Source organism: Neptuniibacter sp. QD48_55 (genome assembly GCF_047778115.1).
GTDB lineage: Bacteria > Pseudomonadota > Gammaproteobacteria > Pseudomonadales > Balneatricaceae > Neptuniibacter.
Window position 1 is genome coordinate 398,919 of sequence record NZ_CP180555.1, and the last position, 26,848, is coordinate 425,766.

General features: G+C 45.2%; 20 protein-coding genes and 2 tRNA genes. 20 read left to right on the top strand and 2 right to left on the bottom strand.

Features of this window, described 5'->3' with window-relative positions:
• Positions 1–2 precede the first annotated feature (2 nt).
• A complete protein-coding gene (gene greA, locus ACMXYW_RS01815; RefSeq protein ID WP_415883300.1) occupies positions 3–479 on the top strand; it encodes a transcription elongation factor GreA in 477 nt (158 codons plus the stop codon).
• 71 nt (positions 480–550) lie between these two features.
• On the opposite strand, the gene ACMXYW_RS01820 is transcribed toward greA, so the two are convergent.
• Positions 551–853 (bottom strand): YhbY family RNA-binding protein, encoded by a 303-nt coding sequence (locus ACMXYW_RS01820; RefSeq protein ID WP_415883301.1) that lies wholly within the window; start codon positions 851–853, stop codon positions 551–553.
• A gap of 149 nt (positions 854–1,002) precedes the next feature.
• On the opposite strand from ACMXYW_RS01820, the gene rlmE reads away from it, so the two are divergent.
• The 17 genes from rlmE (at position 1,003) to ACMXYW_RS01905 (ending at position 17,635) form a co-directional block, all read left to right on the top strand.
• Complete coding sequence (rlmE, locus tag ACMXYW_RS01825) at positions 1,003–1,623, top strand: 23S rRNA (uridine(2552)-2'-O)-methyltransferase RlmE (protein ID WP_415883302.1); 621 nt, start codon at positions 1,003–1,005, stop codon at positions 1,621–1,623.
• Between the two features lie 100 nt (positions 1,624–1,723).
• Complete coding sequence (ftsH, locus tag ACMXYW_RS01830) at positions 1,724–3,682, top strand: ATP-dependent zinc metalloprotease FtsH (protein WP_415905006.1); 1,959 nt, start codon at positions 1,724–1,726, stop codon at positions 3,680–3,682.
• A gap of 80 nt (positions 3,683–3,762) precedes the next feature.
• Positions 3,763–4,614 carry a dihydropteroate synthase gene (gene folP, locus ACMXYW_RS01835; RefSeq protein WP_415905007.1) on the top strand — a complete coding sequence of 284 codons (852 nt, stop codon included), beginning with the start codon at positions 3,763–3,765 and terminating at the stop codon, positions 4,612–4,614.
• A 16-nt stretch (positions 4,615–4,630) separates the two neighbouring features.
• A complete protein-coding gene (glmM, locus tag ACMXYW_RS01840) occupies positions 4,631–5,983 on the top strand; it encodes a phosphoglucosamine mutase (protein ID WP_415899954.1) in 1,353 nt (450 codons plus the stop codon).
• A 38-nt stretch (positions 5,984–6,021) separates the two neighbouring features.
• A complete protein-coding gene (gene tpiA, locus ACMXYW_RS01845; RefSeq protein WP_415905008.1) occupies positions 6,022–6,774 on the top strand; it encodes a triose-phosphate isomerase in 753 nt (250 codons plus the stop codon).
• A gap of 14 nt (positions 6,775–6,788) precedes the next feature.
• The gene (gene secG, locus ACMXYW_RS01850; RefSeq protein ID WP_415883307.1) at positions 6,789–7,172 is read left to right on the top strand and encodes a preprotein translocase subunit SecG; all 384 of its coding nucleotides are present in this window, start codon (positions 6,789–6,791) and stop codon (positions 7,170–7,172) included.
• Between the two features lie 19 nt (positions 7,173–7,191).
• Positions 7,192–7,278, top strand: a tRNA-Leu gene (locus ACMXYW_RS01855).
• A 164-nt stretch (positions 7,279–7,442) separates the two neighbouring features.
• A tRNA-Met gene (locus tag ACMXYW_RS01860) sits at positions 7,443–7,519 on the top strand.
• Between the two features lie 191 nt (positions 7,520–7,710).
• Positions 7,711–8,166 carry a ribosome maturation factor RimP gene (gene rimP, locus ACMXYW_RS01865; protein ID WP_415883308.1) on the top strand — a complete coding sequence of 152 codons (456 nt, stop codon included), beginning with the start codon at positions 7,711–7,713 and terminating at the stop codon, positions 8,164–8,166.
• Positions 8,167–8,199: 33 nt separating this feature from the next.
• Entirely contained in the window at positions 8,200–9,687 is a 1,488-nt protein-coding gene (nusA, locus tag ACMXYW_RS01870) for a transcription termination factor NusA (protein WP_415886777.1), read from the top strand.
• A 27-nt stretch (positions 9,688–9,714) separates the two neighbouring features.
• The gene (infB, locus tag ACMXYW_RS01875) at positions 9,715–12,252 is read left to right on the top strand and encodes a translation initiation factor IF-2 (RefSeq protein ID WP_415905009.1); all 2,538 of its coding nucleotides are present in this window, start codon (positions 9,715–9,717) and stop codon (positions 12,250–12,252) included.
• A 31-nt stretch (positions 12,253–12,283) separates the two neighbouring features.
• Positions 12,284–12,685 carry a 30S ribosome-binding factor RbfA gene (gene rbfA, locus ACMXYW_RS01880; RefSeq protein WP_415905010.1) on the top strand — a complete coding sequence of 134 codons (402 nt, stop codon included), beginning with the start codon at positions 12,284–12,286 and terminating at the stop codon, positions 12,683–12,685.
• A gap of 2 nt (positions 12,686–12,687) precedes the next feature.
• On the top strand, positions 12,688–13,662 hold the full coding sequence (gene truB / locus ACMXYW_RS01885) for a tRNA pseudouridine(55) synthase TruB (RefSeq protein ID WP_415905011.1): 975 nt from the start codon (positions 12,688–12,690) through the stop codon (positions 13,660–13,662).
• Positions 13,663–13,784: 122 nt separating this feature from the next.
• Complete coding sequence (gene rpsO / locus ACMXYW_RS01890; protein ID WP_415883313.1) at positions 13,785–14,054, top strand: 30S ribosomal protein S15; 270 nt, start codon at positions 13,785–13,787, stop codon at positions 14,052–14,054.
• Positions 14,055–14,249: 195 nt separating this feature from the next.
• On the top strand, positions 14,250–16,355 hold the full coding sequence (pnp, locus tag ACMXYW_RS01895) for a polyribonucleotide nucleotidyltransferase (protein ID WP_415905012.1): 2,106 nt from the start codon (positions 14,250–14,252) through the stop codon (positions 16,353–16,355).
• Positions 16,356–16,590: 235 nt separating this feature from the next.
• Positions 16,591–17,091, top strand: a complete 501-nt coding sequence (gene msrA, locus ACMXYW_RS01900; RefSeq protein ID WP_415905013.1) for a peptide-methionine (S)-S-oxide reductase MsrA — start codon at positions 16,591–16,593, stop codon at positions 17,089–17,091.
• A gap of 187 nt (positions 17,092–17,278) precedes the next feature.
• Positions 17,279–17,635 carry a DUF3127 domain-containing protein gene (locus ACMXYW_RS01905; protein ID WP_415899961.1) on the top strand — a complete coding sequence of 119 codons (357 nt, stop codon included), beginning with the start codon at positions 17,279–17,281 and terminating at the stop codon, positions 17,633–17,635.
• 82 nt (positions 17,636–17,717) lie between these two features.
• Here the strand turns inward: ACMXYW_RS01905 and ACMXYW_RS01910 are convergent, their stop codons facing one another.
• A complete protein-coding gene (locus tag ACMXYW_RS01910) occupies positions 17,718–20,513 on the bottom strand; it encodes a bifunctional aconitate hydratase 2/2-methylisocitrate dehydratase (protein WP_415905014.1) in 2,796 nt (931 codons plus the stop codon).
• Positions 20,514–21,517: 1,004 nt separating this feature from the next.
• On the opposite strand from ACMXYW_RS01910, the gene acnA reads away from it, so the two are divergent.
• Together acnA and ACMXYW_RS01920 are read left to right on the top strand one after the other, a co-directional pair.
• The gene (gene acnA / locus ACMXYW_RS01915) at positions 21,518–24,235 is read left to right on the top strand and encodes an aconitate hydratase AcnA (RefSeq protein ID WP_415905015.1); all 2,718 of its coding nucleotides are present in this window, start codon (positions 21,518–21,520) and stop codon (positions 24,233–24,235) included.
• A 404-nt stretch (positions 24,236–24,639) separates the two neighbouring features.
• Positions 24,640–26,838: a bacteriohemerythrin gene (locus tag ACMXYW_RS01920; RefSeq protein WP_415905016.1), complete on the top strand. Its 2,199-nt coding sequence runs from the start codon at positions 24,640–24,642 to the stop codon at positions 26,836–26,838.
• Positions 26,839–26,848: the final 10 nt, after the last annotated feature.

The window sequence follows — 26,848 nt, forward strand, 5'->3', positions numbered from 1 at the left end:
TTGTGAATCGTGTACCTATGACTGCAGCAGGTGAGAAAGCGCTTCGAGAAGAGCTTGATCAACTGAAAACTGTAGATCGTCCACGGGTAATTGCTGATATTGCAGAAGCGCGTGAACACGGTGACTTGAAGGAAAACGCTGAATACCATGCTGCTCGCGAGCAGCAGGGTTTCATCGAGGGTCGTATTCAGGAACTGGAAGCTAAGCTGTCTAACTGTCAAGTAATTGATGTAACAGCTATTCCACACTCTGGTAAGGTTATCTTCGGTACTACAGTAACCATCATTAACTTAGATACAGATGAGTCTAAAACTTATCAGATCGTAGGTGATGATGAAGCTGATATCAAAGCGAACAAAATCTCAGTTAACTCGCCGATTGCTCGTGGCCTAGTCGGCAAAGAGGAAGGTGATATCGTAAATATTCAGACGCCGGGTGGCGCTACTGAATATGAGATTGATGAGGTTGCTCATATCTGAGCAGACTAAAAAAGGGTGCCTAGGCACCCTTTTTTGTATTTATGCTGTTTTAATAGCTTGCTCAGTAGATATTAACGTAACAAGTTAGATAGTTTTGGGTTTGGCTCAAGCGCTCTACGGTAAATTAGCGCAATGTGACCAATCTCTTGCACGATCTCAGCTTCAACGATTTCGCATAGTTCGCGAATCAGTTGTTTTTTAACGTCGCGATCACCAACAGCAAACTTTACCTTGATCAGTTCGTGATCTTCTAAAGCGCGATCGACTTCAAGTTGAATAGCTTCAGTTAGGCCTTTTCCTGCTACAGTTACTAGAGGATTAAGTTTGTGGCCTATAGTGCGGTAATGCTTCTTTTGCTCAGTGCTCAAGCTCATATTAAAATACGGTGCCTCAAAGTTTAGCTGGGCGTTTATTGCGAATATTATCTAATACCCTAGTCCAGCATATTTAATTAATTATATTTTACCTGAGTTATGCGGTTCTGAGTAGCGCATGGCTCATTCAATCAAGAGAGTGAAACGAAGTGGCGAAAGCATCAAGTAGTGAACGTTGGTTAAAAGAACACTTTGATGATCATTGGGTGAAAAAATCCAAAGAGCTCGGTTATAGATCGCGTGCTAGTTTTAAGCTGATTGAATTAGATGAAAAAGATAAGCTGCTTAAGCAGGGAATGACGGTTGTGGATTTAGGTGCGGCCCCTGGCGGTTGGTCTCAAGTGGCTGCGGAGCGCGTTGGTGATCATGGTCGAGTGGTGGCATCAGATATTCTGCCGATGGACAGTATGGCGGGTGTGGAGTTCGTTCAAGGTGACTTTACTGAGGAAGAAGTGCTGCATAAAATCCTAAATGCATTAGGAGATGAGCCAGCAGACCTTGTAATTTCAGATATGGCCCCCAATATGAGTGGTATGTCTGCTGTTGATCAGCCGGCAGCAATGTATTTGGTTGAGCTTGCTTTGGATATGGCGCGCGAGGTGTTGAAGCCTGGTGGTACGTTTGTCGCTAAAGTATTCCAAGGTGAGGGTTTTGATCAATATTTAAAAGATATGCGTACAAGTTTTGACAAAGTGGTTACGCGTAAGCCTGATTCTTCTCGAGCTCGTTCCCGTGAAGTCTACCTTTTAGGTAAAGGTTTTAAAGGTTAATTAGTGTTTTAGTAGTCAATCGTGGCTGCATAGTATAGTGTTTAGCGTTTTCTATAACGCCTAACAAAATCAGCAAATTGAGGGTATTCCATTGAATGATATGGCGAAAAATCTAGTTCTATGGCTGGTGATCGCAGCGGTATTGCTGACTGTTTTTAATAATTTTAATGAAAAGGCCGAGTCTAACCGACTAAGTTACTCTGATTTTGTCAAAGAAGTTCAGGATGATCGTGTGACTAAAGTCATTATTGATGGCTATATTATTCAGGGCCAGCGCTCTAACGGTGATATGTTTGAAACCGTACGCCCAGCGCTTCAGGACCCTAAACTGGTTGATGATCTAATTAATCACAATGTTGTGATTGAAGGTAAGCAACCAGAGCAGCAGAGTATTTGGACTCAGTTGCTAGTCGCTTCTTTCCCTATCCTTGTAATTATCGCTGTGTTCATGTTCTTTATGCGTCAGATGCAAGGCGGTGGTGGTAAAGGCGGTCCAATGTCGTTTGGTAAGTCCAAAGCGCGCATGATGAGCGAAGATCAGATTAAAACGACTTTCGATGATGTTGCTGGCGTTGAAGAGGCGAAGGAAGATGTTCGTGAACTTGTAGATTTTCTTCGTGATCCGGGCAAATTCCAGCGCCTAGGCGGTCACATCCCGCGAGGCGTTCTGATGGCGGGTAGCCCAGGTACCGGTAAAACATTGCTGGCGAAAGCGATTGCTGGTGAAGCAAAAGTACCTTTCTTTAGTATTTCAGGTTCTGACTTCGTAGAAATGTTCGTGGGTGTGGGTGCGTCCCGTGTTCGTGATATGTTCGATCAAGCGAAGAAAAATGCGCCATGTATCATCTTTATCGATGAGATCGATGCTGTAGGCCGTCACCGTGGTGTTGGTATGGGTGGTGGTAATGATGAGCGTGAACAGACATTGAACCAACTGTTGGTAGAGATGGATGGCTTTGAAGGTAGTGAAGGCATTATCGTAATTGCTGCGACTAACCGTCCAGACGTACTTGATCCTGCGCTTCTGCGTCCAGGTCGTTTTGACCGTCAGGTACATGTAGGTCTGCCAGATATTCTTGGTCGTGAGAAGATTCTTAAGGTTCACATGCGTAAAGTTCCATTGGGTGAAGATGTTAAGCCTGATCTAATCGCACGCGGTACGCCGGGTTTCTCTGGTGCAGATCTAGCGAACCTTGTAAACGAAGCAGCACTCTTTGCGGCACGTGCCAATAAGCGCACCGTGAGTATGATTCAGTTTGAGCAAGCGAAAGACAAAATTATGATGGGTGCTGAGCGTAAATCTATGGTGATGTCTGACAAAGAGCGCTTGAATACAGCATACCATGAAGCTGGTCACGCGATTGTTGGTCGTTTAATGCCAGAGCATGATCCTGTGTATAAAGTTTCTATTATTCCGCGCGGTCGTGCCTTAGGTGTGACTATGTTCTTGCCTGAAGAAGATCGTTATAGCCATAGCCGTCAATCTATCTTGTCTAACATTTGTTCACTTTACGGTGGCCGAATTGCGGAAGAGATGACACTGGGTAAAGAAGGTGTAACCACAGGTGCATCTAACGATATTCAGCGTGCGACTTCATTTGCTCGTAGCATGGTAGCGAAATGGGGTTTGAGTGAAGAGCTTGGGCCATTACTATACGACGAGGAAGAGTCAGATCCATTTAACCGTGGCTATGGCCAAGGTGCTAAACCGCTAGCAGAAGAGACGCAGCGTCGTATTGACACTGAAACGCGCAAGATTATCGATGAGTGTTACCAGAAGGCAGAGCAAATTCTGGAAGATAATCGCGATATTCTAGAGACTATGTGTCAGGCCCTGATGAAGTATGAAACGATCGATAGTAAGCAGATTGATCAGCTAATGAACCGTGAAGAAGTATCTGCTCCAGAAGGTTGGGTGGAAGAAGGCAAAAGTGGTTCAGATCATGGTGCCAGCGAAAGCGTAAATGCTGATACTGATGCTGAATCGAAGGCTGATGATCGATCAGATGATGATTCAGATCAGGACATTCCACACTCACCAGATAATAATATTCACTAAACACAAGGTGAATATGAAAAGGCTGGCTTTGTAGAAAGTCAGCCTTTTTTCATTGTATAACGTAATAAAGAATAGGATCTATGCGCCAGTTGGTCTGTGGTAATCGAACTCTAAACTTAGCTGATACCCATGTTATGGGGATTTTAAATGTTACGCCCGACTCGTTCTCAGATGGCGGAACGTTGTATTCCAATCAGCAAGTAAGATTGGATAATGTCATTCGACAAGCTGAAGGGATGATGACCGACGGTGCGACTATCTTGGATGTGGGTGGTGAATCTACCCGACCAGGCGCTGCTGCAGTGACTCTAGAAGAAGAGCTAGGTCGAGTGCTTCCAGTCGTAGAGAAAATTGCATCAGAACTAGATGTAGTTATCTCCGTTGATACCAGTACTCCTGAAGTTATAACTGAGTCAGTTAAACTAGGTGCGGGTTTGATCAATGATGTAAGGGCTTTAGGCCGTGAAGGTGCCTTAGAAGCTGCAGCTAAAACAGATCTGCCTATTTGTTTGATGCATATGCAGGGGAGTCCGGCGACAATGCAGAATGCTCCCTCGTATGATGATGTTTTAGAGGACGTTGAACATTTCTTACTGCAGCGAGTGAAAGCGTGCGAAGCGGCGGGGATTGCAAAAGATAGATTACTACTAGATCCAGGGTTCGGGTTTGGTAAGAGCGTAGAGCATAATCTACGTCTAATGAATAATTTAGATAGATTGAAGAAACATGGCCTGCCTTTATTAATAGGGACGTCAAGAAAATCGATGATAGGGGCTGTTCTCAATAGAGAAGTTGAGCAAAGACTACCGGGTAGCTTAGCCACTGTGGTGCTTGCTGTTATGCAAGGTGCAGAAATAATTCGTGTACATGACGTTGCGGAAACGGTCGATGTAGTGAAGATGACTCGTGCGGTTATGGCTGAGACGGTATGAAAAGGAATATAAGTAAATGAGTAAGCGTTATTTTGGTACTGATGGTATTCGTGGCAAGGTTGGCCAATTTCCAGTAACCCCTGATTTTGTTCTTAAGCTGGGTTGGGCTGCAGGTAAGGTATTCTCAAGAGAAGGTCACAGTAAAATACTGATTGGCAAGGACACGCGCATCTCAGGTTACATGTTTGAATCTGCCTTAGAAGCGGGTTTGTCTGCTGCTGGTGTGGATGTCTTACTCACCGGTCCGATGCCAACCCCAGCTGTTGCTTATTTGGCACGCACTTTCCGTGCTGATGCAGGTATCGTCATTAGTGCATCTCACAATGCTTACTACGATAACGGCATTAAATTCTTCTCTTCAGAAGGTACTAAGCTACCTGATGAAATTGAGCAGGCGATTGAAGCGCAGATGGATATCGCAATGACTACGGTAGATTCTGCAGAGCTAGGTAAAGCGCGTCGTATCGATGATGCTGCAGGTCGTTACATTGAGTTTTGTAAGGCTACTGCTGGTGGTATCAGCCTGAAAGGCTTAAAGATAATTTTAGACTGTGCTAATGGTGCAACCTACCACGTTGCGCCTGCTGTATTTTCGGAATTGGGTGCAGAGGTTGTTGAGATAGCATCAGCGCCAGATGGTCTAAATATTAATGAAAAATGCGGTGCTACCGCTACGCAGCGTTTGCAAACGGTCGTCACGGCAGAAAAAGCAGATTTAGGTATCGCTCTAGATGGTGACGGTGATCGCGTGATTATGGTTGATCACCTGGGTGAGGAAGTTGATGGCGACGAGCTTCTATACATGATTGCTGCGCAAATGCGCCGTGAAGAATCGTTCCATGGTGGGGTTGTTGGGACGTTAATGACTAACTTTGGCCTAGAGCAAGCTTATGCGCGTGAAGGTATTCCATTTGTTCGTGCCAATGTTGGTGATCGTTATGTAATGGAACAGTTGTACAAGCATGATTGGTTGCTTGGTGGTGAAAGCTCAGGCCATATCGTGTGTCGCCATTTAACCACTACAGGCGATGGTACGGTTGCAGCATTGCAAGTACTTAAGGCAATCGTTGAAACCGGCGAGACATTGAATACTCTGCGTCACGGTATGACAAAATTACCGCAGAAAATGATCAATGTGCGTATGGCGCAAAAGCACAATATTGCAGAGGTTGAAGAGATTAGTGTTGCCGTTGCTAAAACGGAAGCGCAATTAGGTGATCGAGGCCGTGTTTTACTTCGTCCATCAGGCACTGAACCAGTGGTTCGCGTTATGATCGAAGGTGAAAACGAAGAAGAAGTTAACAGCTTGTGTCAGCAGTTGGCGGATGAGGTTGAAAAAGCACTGCTTGCGCTTGAAAGTTCAGAGTAAGCCAGTTAATATTTGCGCCTCTTTAAATGGGGGTATAAATGCGTACAGCCTTAGTAGCCGGTAACTGGAAAATGAATGGTAATTCAGCATCTATCAATGCGTTGATGGAAGGCCTGAATGCTGAGCTTAAATCCAATGCTGTTGATGTGCTGGTTTGTCCGCCGTCTATATACCTATCTCAAGTTCAAGCATTGACTGCTGATTCTGTTATTGCACTGGGTGCACAGAATGTAAGCGAGCAAAATAACGGTGCTTTTACGGGTGAGATCTCTTTAGAGATGTTGCAAGATTTAAGCTGCGAATACGTTATTCTTGGTCACTCCGAGCGTCGTAGTTTGTATGCTGAGTCAGACGACTTGGTTGCTGATAAATTTAAAGCAACAGTTGCAGCTGGCTTGAAACCAATCCTATGTGTTGGTGAAACGCTTGAAGAGCGTGAAGAAGGTAATACACTTGCGGTTGTTGAACGACAGATAAAAGCTGTTGTAGATGCTGCAGGGATCGAACAATTTGTAGATGCTGTAATCGCTTATGAGCCTGTATGGGCTATAGGCACAGGTAAAACTGCAACGCCAGAACAGGCGCAAGAAGTGCATGCGGCTATTCGTAATATGATTGCTGAATGTGATGCTGAGCTAGCTAGCAAAATGCGTATCTTGTATGGTGGCAGTGTTAATGCTGCCAATGCAGCTGAATTGTTCGCGAATGAAGATGTTGATGGGGGGCTTGTTGGTGGAGCATCCCTTAAAGCAAACGACTTTATTGCCATCTGCCAAGCGGCAGGTGCATAACTAACGGTTCTGAGATGGAAACAGTAGTTTTAATTATTCATGTATTGTTGGCAGCCGCTGTAATTGGCTTAATTTTGCTGCAGCAAGGCAAGGGTGCTGAAGCTGGCGCTTCTTTTGGTGCAGGTGCTTCGCAGACTGTTTTTGGTAGTACCGGTAGCGGTAACTTCCTTTCTCGCGTAACAGGTATTGTTGCTGCGGGCATTTTTGTTACAAGCTTTGTTTTAGCTGTATACGCTAAAGAGAAAGCTGATTCTGTTGGTGATGCAGGTATTCCTTCTGCTGAGCTTATCGAAAGCAAAGCAGCAGAGTCTGCTGTTGCTGAAGAGCCAGCGCTACCTGTTTTTGATGAATCTAAGCCAAAAGCGCCTGTAGATTCTGACATTCCTCAAAATAACTAATAGTTTCTAAAAGTTTGTTGCCCAAGTGGTGGAATTGGTAGACACGCTATCTTGAGGGGGTAGTGGCCGTCAGGCCGTGCCGGTTCAAGTCCGGCCTTGGGCACCATATTTCTTGATTAAGAGCCTCAGTACATATACAATTTGCACCAGTTTTTGGATAAGTGAATTGTTTATTCAGTAAGTCTCTTATTCTTTGAAGTCAAAAAGCTAAATTTTGTTAGCTATCCAGACTTCAGATCCTCAGAAATGTTGGATCGTTTAGGTTTTTGATGCGGGGTGGAGCAGCTTGGTAGCTCGTCGGGCTCATAACCCGAAGGTCGTTGGTTCAAATCCAGCCCCCGCTACCAACCTTATTTTTACGTAAGGCCCCTTTTAAGGGGCTTTTTCGTAGGCAAAATGCAGAGCCTTTAATCTAAGGGGTTGCATATCGGGAATGGGTCATTAGACCCATTTTTTATTTTTGAAATTTACGATATTAAATCTAACTTATTGTTTTATAAGTGTTTGATATCTTAGTGTTAGAACAGGTGGGTTATTCGTGTCAGCGAAAATGAAACTATTACAAGAGTTGATTGAGCCTTCAGTTACAGCGCTGGGGTTTGAGCTCTGGGGTATTGAGTTTCTCTCACAGGGAAAACACAGCACCCTACGGGTGTATATCGATTCTGATAACGGCATTAACGTAGATGATTGCGCTAAAGTCAGCCATCAGGTCAGCGGAATTATGGATGTAGAAGATCCGATTGCAGGTAACTACACCCTTGAGGTGTCCTCTCCTGGTATGGATCGTCCTCTATTTACACTTGAGCAGTTTGAAGCCTATGCAGGATCTGTTATTCAGGTTCGCTTACGAATTGCGTTTGAAGGCCGCCGTAAATTTAAGGGTGTGCTGAATGGTGTTGAAGGCGACGACATTCTGGTAGTGGTCGACAATGAAGAATATATGCTGCCGATTGAGTACATCGATCGTGCAAACATTATCCCTCAGTTCTAAACGTGGATTAGAGGTCTTAGGCGAGGCAGAAGCATGAATAAAGAGATTCTGTTGGTTGCGGAAGCAGTTTCTAACGAGAAAGATGTTCCGAAAGAAGTAATTTTCGAAGCGATTGAAGTTGCACTAGCAACGGCAACTAAGAAGCGTTACGACGAAGAAGCGGATATTCGCGTAGTTATTGATCGAGCTACAGGCGATTACGAAACTTTCCGCCGCTGGTTGGTTGTGAGCAACGAAGAAGTACCTGCACTAGGTACTGAACTGACGATGGAAGAAGCTGAAGAGATTGATGCTTCTCTAGAGCCAGGTAGCGTACATGAAGAACAGGTTGAATCTGTTAAGTTTGGTCGTATTGCGGCACAAACAGCTAAACAGGTTATCGTTCAGAAAGTTCGCGAAGCAGAGCGTGCGAAAGTTGTTGAATTGTACCGTGATCGTCAAGGTGAATTGATCTCGGGCAGTGTTAAAAAAGTAACGCGCGATAACATTATTGTAGATCTAGGTAACAATGCTGAAGCATTGCTGCCTCGCGATCAGCTAATCCAGCGTGAAGCATTCCGCATGGGCGATCGTGTACGTGCGGTTCTTCTTGAAGTTCGCTCTGAAGGCCGTGGTCCTCAGTTGATCTTGAGCCGTTCTTGCAACGAAATGTTGATTGAGCTGTTCCGTATCGAAGTGCCAGAGATCTCTGAAGAAGTGATTGAAATTCGTGCGGCGTCTCGTGATCCAGGTTCACGTGCAAAGATCGCGGTTAAGACGAATGATGGCCGTATCGATCCAGTTGGTGCATGTGTTGGTATGCGTGGTTCACGTGTGCAGGCTGTATCTAACGAATTAGGCGGTGAACGTGTTGATATCGTGCTTTGGGACGACAACCCGGCACAGTTGGTTATCAACGCAATGGCGCCTGCAGATGTCGCATCTATCGTAATGGACGAAGAAACACATTCGATGGATGTGGCAGTTGCTGAAGAAAACTTAGCGATGGCGATTGGCCGTAGTGGCCAGAACGTACGTCTGGCTTCCGAGCTTACTGGCTGGGAACTAAACGTAATGACTGAAGAAGATGCTCAAGAGAAGCATCAGTCTGAAGTTGGTTCCGTTATCGATACATTCATCAACCACCTAGACGTTGATGAAGATGTTGCTGAAGTGTTGGTAGAAGAAGGTTTCACCACACTAGAGGAAGTTGCTTACGTTCCTGTTGATGAAATGTTAGAGATCGATGGTTTCGACGAAGCTATCGTAGAGGAACTACGTAAGCGTGCGAAAGATGCACTTCTAAACCTTGCTATCGCAAGTGAGGAAAAACTAGACAGTGCAGAACCAGCAGCAGACCTGTTGGAGATGGACGGTATGGACAAGCACCTAGCTTACCTACTGGCCGCGCAAGGTGTAATTACTATGGAAGATCTAGCGGAACAGTCTATTGATGATTTGCTAGATATTGAAGGCCTAGATGAAGAGCGAGCTGCAGCGTTAATCATGACTGCTCGTGCACCATGGTTTGCTGAAGAGTAAAGATTAACGGAATAGGAGCCTCCTAACATGGCAGAAGTAACAGTTAAGCAGCTTGCCGAAATGGTTGGTGTTTCCGTTGAGCGTTTGTTAGAACAAATGCAGGAAGCTGGCATTTCAGGTAAAAACGAAACCGCGGAAGTTTCTGAAACTGAGCGTCAATCATTGCTAAATCACCTTAAGCGTAGTCATGGTGAAGATGCGGATGATGCTGAGCCTAAGAAAATTACACTTAAGCGTAAAACTACATCGACTCTAAAAGTATCCGGTGCTTCAGGTAAGAAAAAGACTGTAAACGTTGAGGTACGCAAGAAACGTACTTATGTGAAACGTTCAGAAGTGGAAGGTGCTGAAGGCGAAGCTGATCAGAAGGCAGAAGCACAGAATGCTGAAGAGTTACGCTTAGAAGAAGAGCGTAAGCAGCAGGAAGCGGAAGCTCAAGCAGCGCGCGAAGCAGAAGAAAAAGCAGCTAAAGAGCGTGAAGCTGAAGAACAGCAGAAGCGTGAGCAAGAAGCTAAAGAAGCAGAACAGAAGAAACAAGAAGCTGAAGCTGCTGAAAAAGCTAAGCAGAAGAAAGAAGAAGAGGCTAAGCGCCGTAAAGCTGAAACAGAACAGCGCTTCAAGGCTCAAGAACAGGCCAAGAAAAACGATTCTGGCAACGATCGTCGTGGCAAAGGCAAGAAAAAAGGCAATGACACGCGTGGTCAGCAGGATCGTCGTGGCGGCAAGATCAGCCGTAACCGTGGTAAGAACGGCAAGCCGCTTTCGAACAAGCCAAATGAGCACGGCTTTAAAGAGCCAACTACTCAACAGGTGATCGAAGTATCTATTCCTGAGAGCATTACGGTTGCAGATCTTGCGAAGAAGATGAACGTTAAGGCTGCTGAAGTGATCAAGGTAATGTTTGGTATGGGCGCTATGGCGACTATCAACCAAGTTATCGATCAGGATACAGCAACGCTTGTTGTAGAAGAGATGGGTCACACACCTAAGCCAATGCAGGAAAACGCTGTAGAAGAAGCGTTGATGGAGAGCATTCAGGCGCAACAGGGTGATTCAGAAGGCCGTGCACCGGTTGTAACTGTAATGGGTCACGTAGACCACGGTAAAACGTCTCTACTTGATTACATTCGTTCTTCGCGTGTAGCTTCTGGCGAGTCTGGTGGTATTACCCAGCATATCGGTGCCTACCACGTAGATACTGATAACGGCATGGTTACATTCCTAGATACTCCGGGACACGCAGCGTTTACCGCAATGCGTGCACGCGGTGCCTCTGTAACAGATATCGTAATCCTAGTAGTTGCAGCAGACGATGGCGTAATGCCTCAGACTGAAGAAGCTGTTCAGCACGCGAAAGCGGCTGGTGTGCCTCTTGTTGTTGCTGTGAACAAGATCGATAAAGAACAAGCTGATCCAGATCGTGTTAAAAACGAATTGGCAGCACTGGACGTTATCCCTGAAGAATGGGGTGGTGAAAACCAGTTCGTAAACGTTTCTGCGAAAACAGGTCAAGGCATCGATGATTTGCTAGATGCGGTACTACTGCAATCTGAAATCCTAGAGCTTGAAGCTGTGCCTAACGCACCAGCACAGGGTGTGGTTGTTGAATCTCGCCTAGATAAAGGTCGTGGTCCAGTTGCTACTGTACTTGTACAGAACGGTACGTTACGTAAAGGCGATATCGTGCTTGCGGGTCTTCACTACGGCCGTGTACGTGCAATGCTGGATGAGAACGGTAAACCGATCGATTCCGCTGGTCCTGCGATCCCTGTAGAAATCCAAGGTCTGGATGGTACGCCTAACGCGGGTGACGAATTCACAATGGTATCTAACGAGAAGAAAGCGCGTGAAGTTGCTCTATTCCGTCAGGGTAAATACCGTGATGTTAAGCTTGCTCGTCAGCAGAAATCTAAGCTTGAAAACCTATTTGCTAACATGCAAGCAGGTGATGTTAAGCAGTTCAACATTGTATTGAAGACAGACGTACGTGGTTCTTTGGAAGCCCTAACTCATGCATTGGAAGATCTATCTACTGATGAAGTTAAGGTGAACATCGTATCTGGTGGCGTAGGTGGTATCGCAGAAACTGATGCTAACCTTGCGGTAACTGCAGATGCGTTGATGGTCGGCTTTAACGTTCGTGCTGACGCTCAAGCGCGTCAGGTACTAGAACGCGAAGGTATTGAACTACGTTACTACAGCGTAATCTACGACATCATCGATGATGTTAAACAGGCGATGGGCGGTCTTCTGTCCCCTGAGTACCGTGAAGAGATCGTGGGTATTGCTGAAGTACGTGACGTATTTAAAGCGCCTAAGATTGGTTCGGTTGCCGGCTGTATGGTTACAGAAGGTACTGTTTTCCGTAATAAACGAATCCGTGTCCTACGTGACAACGTTGTTATCTACGAAGGCGAGCTAGAATCTCTACGCCGCTTCAAAGATAACGTTAACGAAGTACGTCAGGGTATGGAATGTGGTATCGGCGTTAAGAACTACAACGATGTTAAAGTCGGCGACCAGATTGAGGTTTACGACACAGTTGAAATTCAGCGCACGCTGTAATATTGCAAATACAAGGTAATAAATAACCTTTATGGCACGCGATTATAGTCGTACATCTAGGATTGCTGACCAGCTCCAACGTGAGCTGGCTCAGCTAATCCAGTTTGAAGTAAAAGATCCACGCTTAGGTATGGTTACTGTTAGCCATGTCAAAGTCAGTAAGGATCTAGGTTTTGCTGATGTCTACATCACTGTTTTACCGCTTAATGGTAAAGATGAAGCAGAAGCAATTATTGATTCACTTAAAGTACTGAACAATGCTGCAGGTTTCCTTCGTGGAGAACTATGCCGTAATGTTCAGCTACGTGCTATGCCGCAACTTCGTTTCCATTTCGATGAAACGATCGAGCGTGGTAGACATCTACATCATCTGATTGAGGCGGCTATCCGTCAGGAAAATCAGAGCGCTTCTAAAGACGCTGACGAGGAATAATCGTGGGTCGTCGTAGAAAATCCCGAGGCCGGGCGGTCGACGGTGTATTCTTGTTGAATAAACCGTCCGGTATCTCTTCTAATTCCGCTCTACAGCAAGTTCGACGCATCTATGATGCTGCTAAAGCAGGTCATACAGGTGCCTTGGATCCACTTGCTACAGGTATGTTACCGATCTGTTTAGGTGAAGCGACTAAGTTCTCTCAGCATCTGCTCGATTCTGATAAACGTTATATCACTACAGCTAAGCTTGGTATTCGAACGGATTCTAGTGATGCCGATGGCGCTGTAGTCGAAGAAAAACCTGTTCCTACCGATCTGACTGAAGACAAGATCAACGGTATTTTGCAGTCAGAGTTCAGTGGTGAAATAGAGCAGGTTCCTTCGATGTTTTCGGCGTTGAAGCACCAAGGACAGCCGCTTTATAAGCTTGCACGTAAGGGTATTCAGGTCGAAGTTAAACCGCGTAAAGTGACGATCCATGAGATCAAATTAACCGCTTTGCGTGATGATGAAATTGATCTAGAAGTCTTTTGTTCGAAAGGAACGTATATCCGTTCGATTGTAGAAGATTTAGGCCATATTCTGGGTTGTGGTGCGCATGTCAAAATGCTCCATAGACTGGATGTGGGTGCATTCACGGCTGACCGAATGATGAGTTTGGATGAGCTACGTGAGTTAGTGCCCGAAAACAGTGCCGAAGAAGAGCAAAAAGGCATACAAATCGAGCTGGATAAGCTATTATTGCCAGCCTGGGCTGCTGTAGATGATCTACCGGCAGTTCGATTAGATGATCAGCAAACCAGTTTGATTATGCATGGCCAATCAGTCCCTAATGCCGATTATGCTGAAGGTAGCTTGATTCGCTTGTTTGGTACATCACTGGATAGCGATGCAGAGCGTTTCTTGGGCGTTGCCGAAGTAGTTGAGCAACAGCTAAAACCTAAGCGTCTTATCTGCACTGAAGCTGATCAATAAAGATTTTATTTGGTTCTCGTAAGAGGGCCGATGTGGCGTTGTACTGAAAATATGCTCGGTGCATCGTTTCTTTTCAATCCGGCGATCTTAAGATCGTGTGCATATTTTTTAGGAGTAAGAAAATGGCATTAACTGCTGAGAAAAAAGCGGCAATCGTTGCAGATTTCGCTCGCGCTGAAGGCGACACTGGTTCCCCAGAAGTTCAGGTAGCTCTACTATCTGCTAACATCGAAGGTCTACAAGGTCACTTCAAAGCGAACAAACACGACCACCACTCTCGCCGTGGTCTGATCCGCATGGTAAACCAGCGTCGTAAGCTGCTGGACTACCTAAAAGGTAAAGATGCTGATCGTTACCTTGAGCTGATCAAGCGTCTAGGTCTGCGTCGCTAAGTTAGTGTGAATTCTCTGGGGCCATACAATGTATGGCCCCGGTTTTATCTGGGGTAAGAAAAGGTAACTATTTCATCCCGCCCGTACTCAAATGCGCTTTCAGAACTATCGAGAGCTTATTTGAGTACTGGCAAGACAGAAGGCATGAAAGTTATCAGCATACTGCCCCGCCAAATTATTTAAAGGAAAATTATTGTGTTCCAAGTAGCTACTAAAACATTCCAGTTTGGTGGTCAGGAAGTAACTATCGAAACTGGCCGCGTTGCGCGTCAGGCGACAGGTTCTGTCCTGGTTAAAATGGGTGGTAACGAAGTACTTTGTACTGTTGTTGGCGCTAAAGAAGCAAAAGAAGGTCAGGGTTTCTTCCCTCTTTCTGTTCACTACCAAGAGAAGTACTACGCTGTAGGCCGTATCCCTGGTGGTTTCTTTAAGCGTGAAGCACGTCCATCTGAAAAAGAGACGCTTACCTCTCGTCTAATCGACCGTCCAATTCGTCCATTGTTCCCTAAGGGTTACATGAACGAAGTTCAGGTTGTTTGTACAGTAATGTCTGCTGACAAAGTAAACGATCCAGATATCGCAGCGATGATCGGTACGTCTGCTGCACTAGCTATATCTGGTATCCCATTCCAAGGTCCAATCGGTGCAGCACGAGTTGGCTTCACTGAAGAAGACGGCTACCTACTTAACCCGTCTTACGAAGCACTAGAAACTTCTGAGTTGGACATGGTTGTTGCAGGTACGGCTGATGCGGTACTAATGGTTGAATCTGAAGCACAAGAGCTTTCAGAAGATGAAATGCTAGGTGCGGTTCTATTCGCTCACCAAGAGATGCAGGTTGTTATCAACGCTGTAAACGAACTTGCTGCTGAAGCAGGTAAAGAAGCTTGGGAATGGACTGCTCCAGAAAAAGATCAAGATCTAATCGCTAAAGTACGCGCTGAAGTAGGCGAAGGCATCACTGCTGCTTACCAGATTGCTGACAAAATGCAGCGTCAAAATGCGCTTGCAGAGCTACGTGCTCAAGCGGTTGAAAACCTTGCAGGTGATGAAGAAGGTCAACCTTCTGCTGGTGATGTATCTGGTATCGTTAGCTCTTTGGAAAAAGAGATCGTTCGTGGTCGTATCGTTGCGGGTGAACCTCGTATCGATGGCCGTGACAACAAAACTGTTCGTGGTATCGATGTTCAGATCGATGTACTACAAGGTACTCACGGTTCTGCGCTATTCACACGTGGTGAAACTCAGTCTATCGCGACTTGTACACTAGGTACTGCACGTGATCAGCAGATCATCGATGCAATCGAAGGCGAACGTAAAGATCCGTTCATGCTTCACTACAACTTCCCTCCATACTCTGTAGGTGAATGTGGTCGTATGGCTGGTGCTGGTCGTCGTGAAATCGGTCATGGTCGTCTAGCGCGTCGTGGTGTTGCTGCGGTTCTTCCAACTCAAGAAGAATTCCCATACACAATCCGTATCGTATCTGAGATCACTGAATCTAACGGTTCTAGCTCCATGGCTTCTGTATGTGGCGCGTCTCTATCTATGATGGATGCAGGTGTACCTCTTAAAGCACCAGTTGCGGGTATCGCAATGGGTCTTGTTAAAGAAGAGAACGGCTTTGCTGTCCTAACTGACATCTTGGGTGACGAAGATCACCTAGGTGACATGGACTTTAAAGTAGCGGGTACTGAAACTGGTATCACTGCACTTCAGATGGATATAAAAATTACTGGTATCACTGAAGAGATCATGGACATCGCGCTTGAGCAAGCATACGAAGCACGTGTTCACATCCTGAAAGAGATGGCTAAAGTTATCGGTTACGCTCGTCCAGAGCTTCCAGATAACGCGCCTGCGTTGACTCAATTGAAGATCAATCCAGAGAAGATCCGTGACGTTATCGGTAAAGGTGGTGCAACTATCCGTGCACTTACTGAAGAGACTGGCGCATCTATCGACATCGAAGACGATGGTACAGTTCGCGTATACGCTGCAGACAAAGCAGCAGCTAAAGCGGCTACTGATAAGATCATCGAAATCACTGCTGAAGCAGAGATTGGTCAGGTTTACGAAGGCAAGGTTGTACGTATCGAAGACTTCGGTGCATTCGTTAACATCCTGCCGGGTAAAGATGGTCTAGTTCACATTTCTCAGATCGACAACAAGCGTGTTGAGAAAGTAACTGACTACATCCAGATGGATCAGATGGTTAAGGTTAAAGTACTGGACGTAGACCAGCGTGGCCGTATCAAACTATCTATGAAAGATCTACTTGCTGATGATGCAGTAAGCTAAGTTTCTTTTAGCAGCCAGTGGTGAAAATGCTTCGCTACTAGTGGCTAAAGACTGAAAAAAACCGCCGATTTTTCGGCGGTTTTTTTATGTGTGAGATAAACCTTAAGCGTCTAATGGGCGTACAAGTTACAGGTCATTTGTTGACTAAAGCGTTTGAGCTGTGGGAACTTTCCAGCAAGCGCTATAACAAACATATAATGGTCTATCGCTAGCTTTTAAATTGGAGGATGCCTGAATGAGTGAACAACGAGCAATACTTGCTGGTGGATGCTTCTGGGGTATGCAAGATCTAATTCGCAAATTACCGGGCGTTATAGTGACTCGTGTAGGCTATACCGGTGGTGATGTCTTTAACGCCACATACCGAAATCATGGTACACATGCAGAGGGTATTGAGATCCTATTTAATTCAGAATTGATTTCGTACCGATCCTTATTGGAGTTTTTCTTCCAGATTCATGACCCTACCACGCCTAATCGACAGGGTAATGACCGTGGTACATCCTACCGCTCTGCGATCTACTTTTTAGATGATGCACAAAAACAAACGGCGCTAGATACAATCGCTGATGTTGAAGCCAGCGGCTTGTGGCCAGGTAAGGTGGTAACTGAAGTTGAAGCTGCTAGCGATTTTTGGGTGGCAGAACCTGAACATCAGGATTATCTCGAGCGCTATCCTGGTGGATATACCTGCCACTTTCCGCGTCCTGACTGGGTGTTGCCTAAGCGTTCGTAAGTAGCTAGTTGCTAGAAGCTAGGAGTTAGTCCAGAGCCACTCTAGGGTTAGTCCGGCGTAGGTTGTATTAAGACCCAGCTAATAAGGTGAATGTTAGTGCAGCTTTAAACTCTAACGAAGACTTCTTTTTTTATTTTTGATTTAATTAACTCAATTTTGAAATTTTAGATACCTTTGGAAAGCATTCATGAGTTACGAGCTAACTGGCAAAATCAAACTGATCCAAGATCCGCAAACGTTCAATAGTGGCTTCACGAAGCGAGAAATGGTCGTGACAGTGGATGACGGTAAATACCCTCAAGAGATCAACTTAGAGTTTGTGCAAGATAAGGTTAGTTTGCTTGAATCCCTGCAGGTCGGACAGGAAGTTACAGTGAGCTTTGATATTCGTGGTCGAGAGTATAATGGTCGTTATTACAACAACCTTGTTGGCTGGAAGATTCAGTCAGCGTCATCTCCAGAAGCTTCTGAGCAAGAGTACTTTAACTCCAATGCAGCGCCCGCGCCTCAGCCAGCTGACTTTGACGACGATATTCCGTTCTAAATGACGTAGCAATTTTAGTTCTTGGTAAAAACAAAAAAGCCCCGAATTATCGGGGCTTTTTATTGCTGACGTTATCTAATGATTAGATACGTGCAGCTGGGATAGCTTGTGGTGCAACGCTTAGGTCTTCGCTTGGTGGAGCGAAAGACGTTAGGTTGATACCTTCAACAGCTGCTTTGTACTCTTCCAATGTTGGGAAACGACCCAAGATAGTAGAAAGAACAACCATTGGAGTAGAGCCTAGTAGAGATTCACCTTTCTTCTCAGCAGAGTCTTCTACAACACGGCCTTGGAATAGACGAGTAGAAGTTGCTAGTACAGTGTCACCAGCTTCCGCTTTCTCTTGGTTACCCATACATAGGTTACAGCCTGGGCGTTCTAGGTACAGAATGTTCTCGTACTTAGTACGTGCTTCTTCTTTTGGATTTTCATCGTCGAAAGTGAAGCCAGCGTATTTCGCTAGGATGTCCCAATCGCCTTCAGCTTTTAGCTCGTCAACGATGTTGTAAGTTGGCGGAGCAACAACTAGAGGTGCGTTGAACGTGATAGGACCGTTCTTCTCTAGGTTACGTAGCATTGCAGCAATGATCTGCATGTCGCCTTTGTGAACCATACAAGAACCAACGAAGCCTAGGTTAACTTCACGGCCGTTGTAGTAAGAAGTTGGACGGATAACATCGTGAGTGTAACGCTTAGAAACGTCTTCGTTGTTAACGTCTGGGTCAGCAATCATTGGCTCATCGATTGCGTCTAGGTCAACTACTAGCTCAGCGTAGTACTTAGCATTTTCGTCTGGAGCAAGTGCTGGAGCTTCGCCAGATTTAACTTCAGCGATACGCTTGTCAGCTAGAGCGATAAGGCCTTGAAGCATGCCTGCTTCGTTTTCCATACCTTTATCGATCATGATCTGAATACGAGACTTAGCTAGTTCTAGAGACTGAATTAGTGTTTCGTCAGTAGAGATACAGATAGAAGCTTTCGCTTTCATTTCTGCAGTCCAGTCAGTGAACGTGAACGCTTGGTCAGCTAGTAAAGTACCGATCTGTACTTCGATTACGCGACCTTGGAAAACGTTTTCGCCAGCGAACTTCTTAAGCATCTGCGCTTGAGTAGCGTGTACGATGTCACGGAAGTCCATGTGAGGCTTCATAGCACCTTTGAAGGTTACTTTTACAGACTCTGGAATTGGCATTGCTGCTTCACCAGTAGCCAATGCGATCGCAACAGTACCGGAGTCAGCACCGAATGCTACACCCTTAGACATACGCGTGTGAGAGTCACCACCAATGATGATTGCACGGTCATCAACAGTGATGTCGTTCAATACTTTGTGGATTACGTCAGTCATTGAGTGGTAAACGCCTTTCGGATCACGTGCAGTGATTACGCCGAATGCGTTCATGAATGCCATTAGCTTAGGCGTGTTAGCCTTAGCTTTGTTATCCCATACAGATGCTGTGTGACAACCAGACTGGAATGCACCATCAACGCTTGGTGAGATTTTAGAAGCAGCCATTGCTTCCAGTTCCTGGCAAGTCATAGGACCAGTAGTGTCCTGAGAACCTACGATGTTCACTTTAACGCGAACGTCAGAACCAGTGTGTAGAGGAGTCTTAGAAGTCACGCCTACAGCATTGCGGTTGAAGATTTTTTCAACAGCAGTTAGGCCTTGGCCTTCGTGAGAGATCTCTTTAGATGGAGCGTAAACAGCTGGAGCTTCAACACCTAGAGTTTCAGCAGCGAACGTTTGAAGTTTCTTACCGAATGTTACCGCGTAAGAACCACCCGCTTTCATGAACTCAACTTTTTGTGGTGTGAACGCGTCTGAGATATCAGCTAGTTCTTCGTCGCCGTTGTACAGCTTCTTAGCTTTAGTATCGATAGTTAGAACAGTACCAGTAGCTACAGAGTATGCTTCTTCTAGTACTGGATCGCCGTTTTCGTCACGAACAACTTCGCCGTTTGCGTCAGTTTTCTTGACCCAGTTCTTAAGGTCAAGACCAATACCGCCAGTTACACCAACCGTAGTTAGGAAGATAGGCGCGATACCGTTAGTACCCGCAACAACCGGTTTGTTGTTTACGAACGGGATGTATGGAGAAGTTGGCTCACCTGCCCAAAGTGCAACGTTGTTTACACCAGACATACGGGAAGAACCTACACCCATGGTACCTTTCTCAGCGATCAGCATCACTTTAGCGTCTGGGTTGTCTTCACCCATCTTCTTAATTTCTTGCTGAGCTTCTGGAGAGATCATGCACTTACCGTGCAACTCACGGTCTGCACGTGAGTGAGACTGGTTGCCAGGAGAAAGAAGGTCAGTAGAGATATCGCCTTCAGCAGCAATGTAAGTAATAACTTTGATTTTCTCAGGGATATCGTCAAGCTTAGTGAAGAACTCTGCTTTAGAGTAGCTTTCTAGGATATCTTTAGCGATTGCGTTGCCCGCTTTGAAAGCGTCCGCTAGACGAGCTGTATCAGCGTCATATAGGAATACTTGAGACTTAAGAACTTCGCCCGCTGCAGCAGCTTGTGCATCGTCAGAAAGAGCGATGTCTAGTAGTGCTTCTACAGAAGGACCACCTTTCATGTGAGACAGTTGCTCAAGAGCGAACTCTGGAGAGATCTCAGCAACAGTTTCTTTACCTAGAGCGATGTCTTTTAGGAAAGCCGCTTTAACGCCAGCCGCTGGCGTAGTACCAGGTAGCGTGTTATAGATGAAGAAGTTTAGAGAAGCTTCGCGCTCTGCATTACCAGTGTCTTTGATCTGGGCAATGATTTCAGATAGCAATTCAGCGCTATCGATTGGTTTTGGGTTTAGACCCAGGTCCTTTTTACGAACCTCAATTTCTTCTAGGTAGTCAGAATAGTAGCTCATGGCGTCCAACGTCTCACTTAAATCTAGTTATGATTTGTGCGCAGATTATAAAAAAAAACAGGCAAACAGCTCAATCAAAACTATTTAAATGAGGCTAATAGTCGCTATAAATTTAAAAAATAGTACTTAAATCAAGGCTTTTAAAGAGGGTATACATTGGTTGTAGGTATCTATTTTTATTATAAAAAATGGCAGCTTTTGCCTTTATTGAAAATAGTAATCATTTAAAAATGGTTTTAATTGTTTTCTTAATTGAAAATAATAATCATTTTTCAAGGGATTGCTTAATTAGCCTTTGTTTCTGTGCTCGTTGCTGACGCATAGTCCGCCAGTCCGTGGTTTCGTTGGTACAGTCTTCTATTGGAGAGGTAAGTGGAATTAATTTGCTCTCCTTCTATAACGCAATTTGATGACAGCCTTTATTATCTAAATTAGCTAAACAGAAGCTAGGTTAATTATTAGATGTTTCTTCGGGGAGTTTTTACCCACTGTCGAACCCCAATTAACCAAGGATGGATGTTTCTCCAAGCTAAATCCTAGTTTCTAAATCGAGGTTACTGATAGTGATAAACGCCTCTCGCTTTCTTAGCGCACCCTCTATCTATAGCTTAAACATCGCTTTCTTATGGATCCCATAATCCAGTTCCGAGCTCTATCTGAAATGCAGCGAGCTTGATTCAAATTTCTTCGGTTCTGTTCAAAAAACACCCGTTTTTACTAGCAAATAGTCTTAGATTGTATGTAATTTGTGCAATTTAATGCCCGTATTACTTGATTTGAGTCGGTTGTTGGCTAATATTGTCGACAATCTTAAAAAAGTAATAATTTGTGTTGCAGAAAATATCGGAAACGACGGCCGATAAATCTAGGATGTTCTGCAATAGCGGTTCGTGTGACGCCTGAAAATGTAACCAACAAGGAAATCGAGCGGTTCTAGTGAACGAGAACTCGTAAAAATAAAGGTTATGGCTTCAGCTACGTCCTATCTGCGTGAGGTATAAAAAATGACAAGCCCGACCCATTTCGATCCATCTAGCTCTGTTCGAACACTCTCAGGAACAGAGCACAGCTACCATAGTCTTCCAGATACCGCAGAACAGTTTGGTATCGATCTTGATGCATTACCATTTTCACTTCGTCCTATCTTGGAAGGAATTGCTCGAAATGTTGGCCAAAACGGCGTAACCGCTGAGCAGGTTCAGGCGCTTGGAAGTTGGACAGAGCACCAAGGTACAAAGCCGATCGAAATTCCTTTCACCGCGGGTCGTGTCATCATGCACGATTTAAGTGGTACCCCAGCGATTGTTGATTTTGCTGCGATGCGTTCAGCGGTTCAGCGTATGGGCTTAGATCCGGCAATCATTGAGCCTCTTGTTCGTGCAGATCTTGTTATTGACCATACAGTAACAATGGATAATACGGGCAGCCCGGCTTCACTAAAAATCAATGGTGAACTAGAAGCAGAGCGCAACAAAGAGCGTTATGCCTTCTTGAAATGGGGTGCGCAAGCATTCGACACGATCCGAATTATTCCACCACAAACCGGCATTGTTCATCAGGTTAACCTAGAGTATCTAGCTCAGGGTTACCTCGATATTAATGGGCTAATGGCACCAGATACCCTTATTGGTATGGATAGTCATACGCCAATGGCGAACGCGCTAGGTATTGTTGGTTGGGGTGTTGGTGGTATTGAAGCCGGTGCATCAATGCTAGGTCAACCTATGCAGATGTTGGCACCTGAAGTAGTCGGTGTTGAGCTAACAGGTGCACTACGTGAAGGTGTTACTGCAACCGATCTAGTACTAACCATCACCGAGATGCTGCGTAAATACCCAGCGGGTGTGGTGGGTAAGTTTGTTGAATACGTAGGTGAAGGTTGTGCCAACCTTTCTCTGCCTGATCGCGCAACCATTGCAAACATGTCACCAGAATATGGCGCAACCATGGGCTTCTTCCCGTTTGATGAAGTTTCTGCTGAGTATATGAGAGCAACAGGTAGGGATGGTGATCTGCCGCTCGAATACTACAGAGCACAAAATATGGCTTGGAAACCAGGTCAGGCATTGCCACGTTATACCGACCTTCTGAAACTTGACCTGTCTACCGTTGAGCCGTCTGTAGCGGGCCCGAAACGACCTCAAGATAGATTGCCGCTAGCTGAGATTGGTAAGGTGTTCCAAAAAGCAGCTGCTGAAGGGGATCGTAATCCTGAAGTCGTTAAAGTGACGCCGATGAAAGCAGACGAAGCGGGTATTTTCGCACCGCTGCCTGAGCGTGAGTTAAAAGACGGCGATATCGTGATTGCTGCGATTACAGCCTGCACCAACACTTCTAACCCGGGCCTATTGATTGCAGCAGGTCTGCTGGCTAAGAAAGCTAACGAACTCGGTATTAAAGTACCTGACGGTGTTAAAACGTCTTTGGCTCCGGGGTCACCGGTTGCTACCGACTTCCTCACCAAGGCTGGACTACAACAGCATCTTGATGCGCTGGGCTTTAATACTGCGGGTTACGGCTGTACTACCTGTGTGGGTAACTCTGGTCCTCTAGCACCAAGTATCGAAGAAGCGCTGCAGAACCACGATATTATTGCTGCATCCGTTTTATCGGGTAACCGTAACTTTGAAGGTCGTGTGCACCCAGATGTTGATACCAACTTCCTAATGTCTCCTCCGCTGGTGGTTGCTATGGCGATGGCTGGCAATGTCAATATTGATGTTACGACACAGCCAATTAGTCAGGATGCCAATGGTAACGATGTTTACCTTAAGGATATCTGGCCGAGCAATGCTGAAATCAGCCAGACCATGCTTGAATGCATGGACCCGAAAGCGTTCCGCGAAACCTACGAAAATTCTTTGGATGGCCCTGCTACATGGCAGAACCTCGAATCTCCAACGGGTCCTGTGTATGACTGGGCTGCAGACTCTACGTATATCCAAGAGATCTCTTTCTTTGATGGTTTCTCACTGGAAACACCTGAAGATTCACTAAACAATATTTCAGGTGCGCGTATGTTAGTGATGTGTGATGACAACACAACCACCGATCATATTTCCCCAGTTAGCCGAATTCGTCCAGATTCACCTCCAGGTGAATATTTAAGTTCACAAGGCGTTGCAGACGAAGATATGACATCTCTGGGTGCACGTCGTGGTAACCACCATGTTATGTTGCGCAGTATTTTCGGCAACGTAAAAGCCCGAAACTTGTTGCTTCCAGGTACTACTGGCGCAGTAACGAACTATTATTCGTCTAATGCAGCTCCAGCACAGATGTCTATCTATGATGCGGCTGAGCGCTACCGTTCTGAAGGTACATCTACCGTTGTATTTGGTGGCAAGCTTTATGGCACAGGTTCATCACGAGACTGGGCTGCAAAAGGTCCCGCACTGCTAGGTGTTAAAGCGATTATCGCTGAAAGCTTTGAGCGTATTCACAAATCTAATCTGGTGGGGATGGGGGTATTACCGCTGCAATTACCAGAAGGTGTGACGCGTGCATCACTAAATCTTGATGGTACAGAAACCTTTGACCTGAGTGGTATCGATACTCTGGAACCACGCGGCACAGTCGGCCTGACTATTAACCGAGCAGACGGCTCATCACAGCAGTTAGAGCTGACTTCTCGTGTTGATACGTCTTCTGAGCTGGATCAGATTCGCCACAAAGGCATCTTGCCGATGGTATTACGAGATATCATCGCTGCAAACGCATAACATCAACTTTCCTTTCTAGGAATTAAAAACCGCCGTTTATCGGCGGTTTTTTTATATCTGTGAATATATCTACATTGGTTTTATCCAAGTTTTATGTGGATAAGTACGTTAATAGGTTGAGAGTGGATGGCTGCATGCCAATGAATACAAGGTGTATGGGGATTTGCTCACAATCTGACAGTTTGATTTAAACGTTGCGTTTAAAGCTTATTCACAGGTGAGTTTTTTTACTTAAACCACAATTTATCTAGTGGTATTAATGCCAAGGCGTAATGGTTTTCTCGCGTGTATTTATTATCATTACTTGCATAACGGCCTGCGCATGCGCATTAAGGTAAATAGATAAGGCAGAGGATGTCTTGGGGCTGTGACTGACTTATCTTATTTATAGAGCGATGTGCAGTATGGCTGGTTTCGAGTGGAATCAGGGTTTAAGTGTTGGAGTTGAAGCAATTGATAATGACCATAAGCGGTTGTTAGCAATTATTTCGGATCTCGCTAATGCCATTGAAGAAAATCATGAAAAAGAGATCATAGGCCAAGTTTTCACGAAGTTAGAAGAGTATGTTTCGCTTCACTTTCAACGTGAAGAAGCACTAATGGCGCGCTGTGGTTACCCCGACTTGGATGAGCATATTCAAGGCCATCAATCCTTTATCAATAAAATCCCAGAGCTCAAAGAGCAGTTGTTGCATGCTGATTCAGTTGAAGTGGCGCGGGATGTCTATCTATTTCTCGTTGATTGGCTACTGAACCATATTGCTGTAGATGATATGTCTTATCACCAATGTGTGAGTGATAAAGGCGCGACCGACTCTACCAATAAGCCACAGCGATTTTTTTCTAAAATCGGACGATTTATCAGTGCGAGATTACCCTTAGGAAAAAGAATTCTCTTAACGGCATTTATACCGGCATTAGGGATGTTGCTCTTAAGTTTGGTTCTGTTAAGTAGCAGTATCAGCCGTTACCAAACGATGGAGCAACTATCCGAACTTACTGGGATTGCCCATGAAGTTAATACTTTAAGTCATAGCTTACAAGCAGAGCGGGGTTTGACTACAGGGTTGATAGCGTCGCAATACCAAGTGTTTTCCCTTGATATAGCCAAAACGCGTTTGCAAACAGATCAAGCAATTAAGGACTTCCTAGTTCGAGCAAAACAGCTTTCAGAGAATGAACTGTCTCCTCAGATACAGACTTTGTTGCAAGAGTCTTCAAATTGGTTGGATGTAATCGATCAACAACGGGAAAAAGTTGATCAACAAGAGCTATCCATTATTGAAATGCAGCACTATTACACCGCTTTAATTGATTATCTATTGAAGATACCAGCAGCATTTACCTTTATGGGGTTAGATGCTGAGTTGGAATCACATCTGTCTAGTTTTACCTCAGTTGTAAATTTGAAAGAGGTTGCTGGTCAGGAGCGAGCATTAGGTACGTTGATCCTGGCAGATGATCGCATGAATCAATCTGAGTTGCATAAGCTGATCTCGTTAATGGGGCAACAGCAAGGTTTGATTCAATACTTTAATCAGGTGGCGAGTATCAGCCAACAGAAGGCTTATCAAAGGATGGAATCTAGCGAAAGCTTCCAACAAGTAGAGAGCCTAGAATTGCAGCTTTATCGGGTTTTACAGACCAAAAACCGCGAAGATATACAACTAACGGAAGCGCTATGGTTCTCAGCATTGTCAGAAAAAATCGACTTACTCAAAGCGTTAGCTGATAAGTTGGTGATGGATATTACGGAGTTGGCTGATCAAAATGCTGCTGACGCACGACTCAAGTTGTATCTAACCTCGTTGATCTTGTTGTTAATAACTGGCCTGACGTTGCTCGCCTGCTGGATGTTAAATATCAGTATTATCTCGCCTGTGGCTATGTTGAATCGGGCGATGGTGCGTTTATCCAAAGGCGATCAAAGTTTTGTCTTTACCGATCGGTTTGTTGATGATGAGTTAGGGCGTACGATTAAAGCCTATGAGAGTTGCCGCCGTAGCCTTTTACAGGCAGATATTAGGAACAAGGTTCATCAACAACGGCAGTTAATGGACCTTAAGCATAAGACGATTGAGCATGAGCGCTATCGTCGCTTAGCTTCAACCGATTCACTGACTGGCGCGGTTAATCGCCGTAAATTTAATAAGTTGGCTGAACATGAATTAGGGCGTGTGCAACGTTATCGCAGACCGCTCTCGTTGCTTATGCTCGATATCGATTACTTCAAAAGGGTGAATGATACCTACGGTCATGCCGCTGGAGATGAAGTTTTAAAAGTATTCTATCAGGCATGTGTAGATACGGCGCGTAAGACCGATATTGTCGCTCGTCTGGGGGGAGAAGAGTTTGCCATCCTGATGCCGGAGACTGATTTAAATGCCGCGCGAAAAGTTGCTGAACGTATCCGTCACAATGTTGAACTGCTCTCAATTGAGGTAGAAGAACATAATATTGCGGTGACTGTCAGTATTGGTATCTCTAGTTGGGAACAAGGAAGGTTTAAACAAGTCAATCAAATGCTTAGTGCGGCAGATGAAGCGCTGTATATGGCAAAAGCCCAAGGACGAAATCAGGTTGTACTTTTCTCTGATATTTAATGTCAGGGGG

What these genes read in the sequence shown, in the direction of transcription:
- ACMXYW_RS01820 (WP_415883301.1), bottom strand. Translation starts at nt 853, where the DNA reads ATGAGCTTGAGCACTGAGCAAAAGAAGCATTACCGCACTATAGGCCAC.
- ftsH (WP_415905006.1), top strand. Translation starts at nt 1,724, where the DNA reads ATGGCGAAAAATCTAGTTCTATGGCTGGTGATCGCAGCGGTATTGCTG.
- folP (WP_415905007.1), top strand. Translation starts at nt 3,763, where the DNA reads ATGCGCCAGTTGGTCTGTGGTAATCGAACTCTAAACTTAGCTGATACC.
- glmM (WP_415899954.1), top strand. Translation starts at nt 4,631, where the DNA reads ATGAGTAAGCGTTATTTTGGTACTGATGGTATTCGTGGCAAGGTTGGC.
- tpiA (WP_415905008.1), top strand. Translation starts at nt 6,022, where the DNA reads ATGCGTACAGCCTTAGTAGCCGGTAACTGGAAAATGAATGGTAATTCA.
- secG (WP_415883307.1), top strand. Translation starts at nt 6,789, where the DNA reads ATGGAAACAGTAGTTTTAATTATTCATGTATTGTTGGCAGCCGCTGTA.
- nusA (WP_415886777.1), top strand. Translation starts at nt 8,200, where the DNA reads ATGAATAAAGAGATTCTGTTGGTTGCGGAAGCAGTTTCTAACGAGAAA.
- infB (WP_415905009.1), top strand. Translation starts at nt 9,715, where the DNA reads ATGGCAGAAGTAACAGTTAAGCAGCTTGCCGAAATGGTTGGTGTTTCC.
- rbfA (WP_415905010.1), top strand. Translation starts at nt 12,284, where the DNA reads ATGGCACGCGATTATAGTCGTACATCTAGGATTGCTGACCAGCTCCAA.
- rpsO (WP_415883313.1), top strand. Translation starts at nt 13,785, where the DNA reads ATGGCATTAACTGCTGAGAAAAAAGCGGCAATCGTTGCAGATTTCGCT.
- msrA (WP_415905013.1), top strand. Translation starts at nt 16,591, where the DNA reads ATGAGTGAACAACGAGCAATACTTGCTGGTGGATGCTTCTGGGGTATG.
- ACMXYW_RS01905 (WP_415899961.1), top strand. Translation starts at nt 17,279, where the DNA reads ATGAGTTACGAGCTAACTGGCAAAATCAAACTGATCCAAGATCCGCAA.
- ACMXYW_RS01910 (WP_415905014.1), bottom strand. Translation starts at nt 20,513, where the DNA reads ATGAGCTACTATTCTGACTACCTAGAAGAAATTGAGGTTCGTAAAAAG.
- acnA (WP_415905015.1), top strand. Translation starts at nt 21,518, where the DNA reads ATGACAAGCCCGACCCATTTCGATCCATCTAGCTCTGTTCGAACACTC.
- ACMXYW_RS01920 (WP_415905016.1), top strand. Translation starts at nt 24,640, where the DNA reads ATGGCTGGTTTCGAGTGGAATCAGGGTTTAAGTGTTGGAGTTGAAGCA.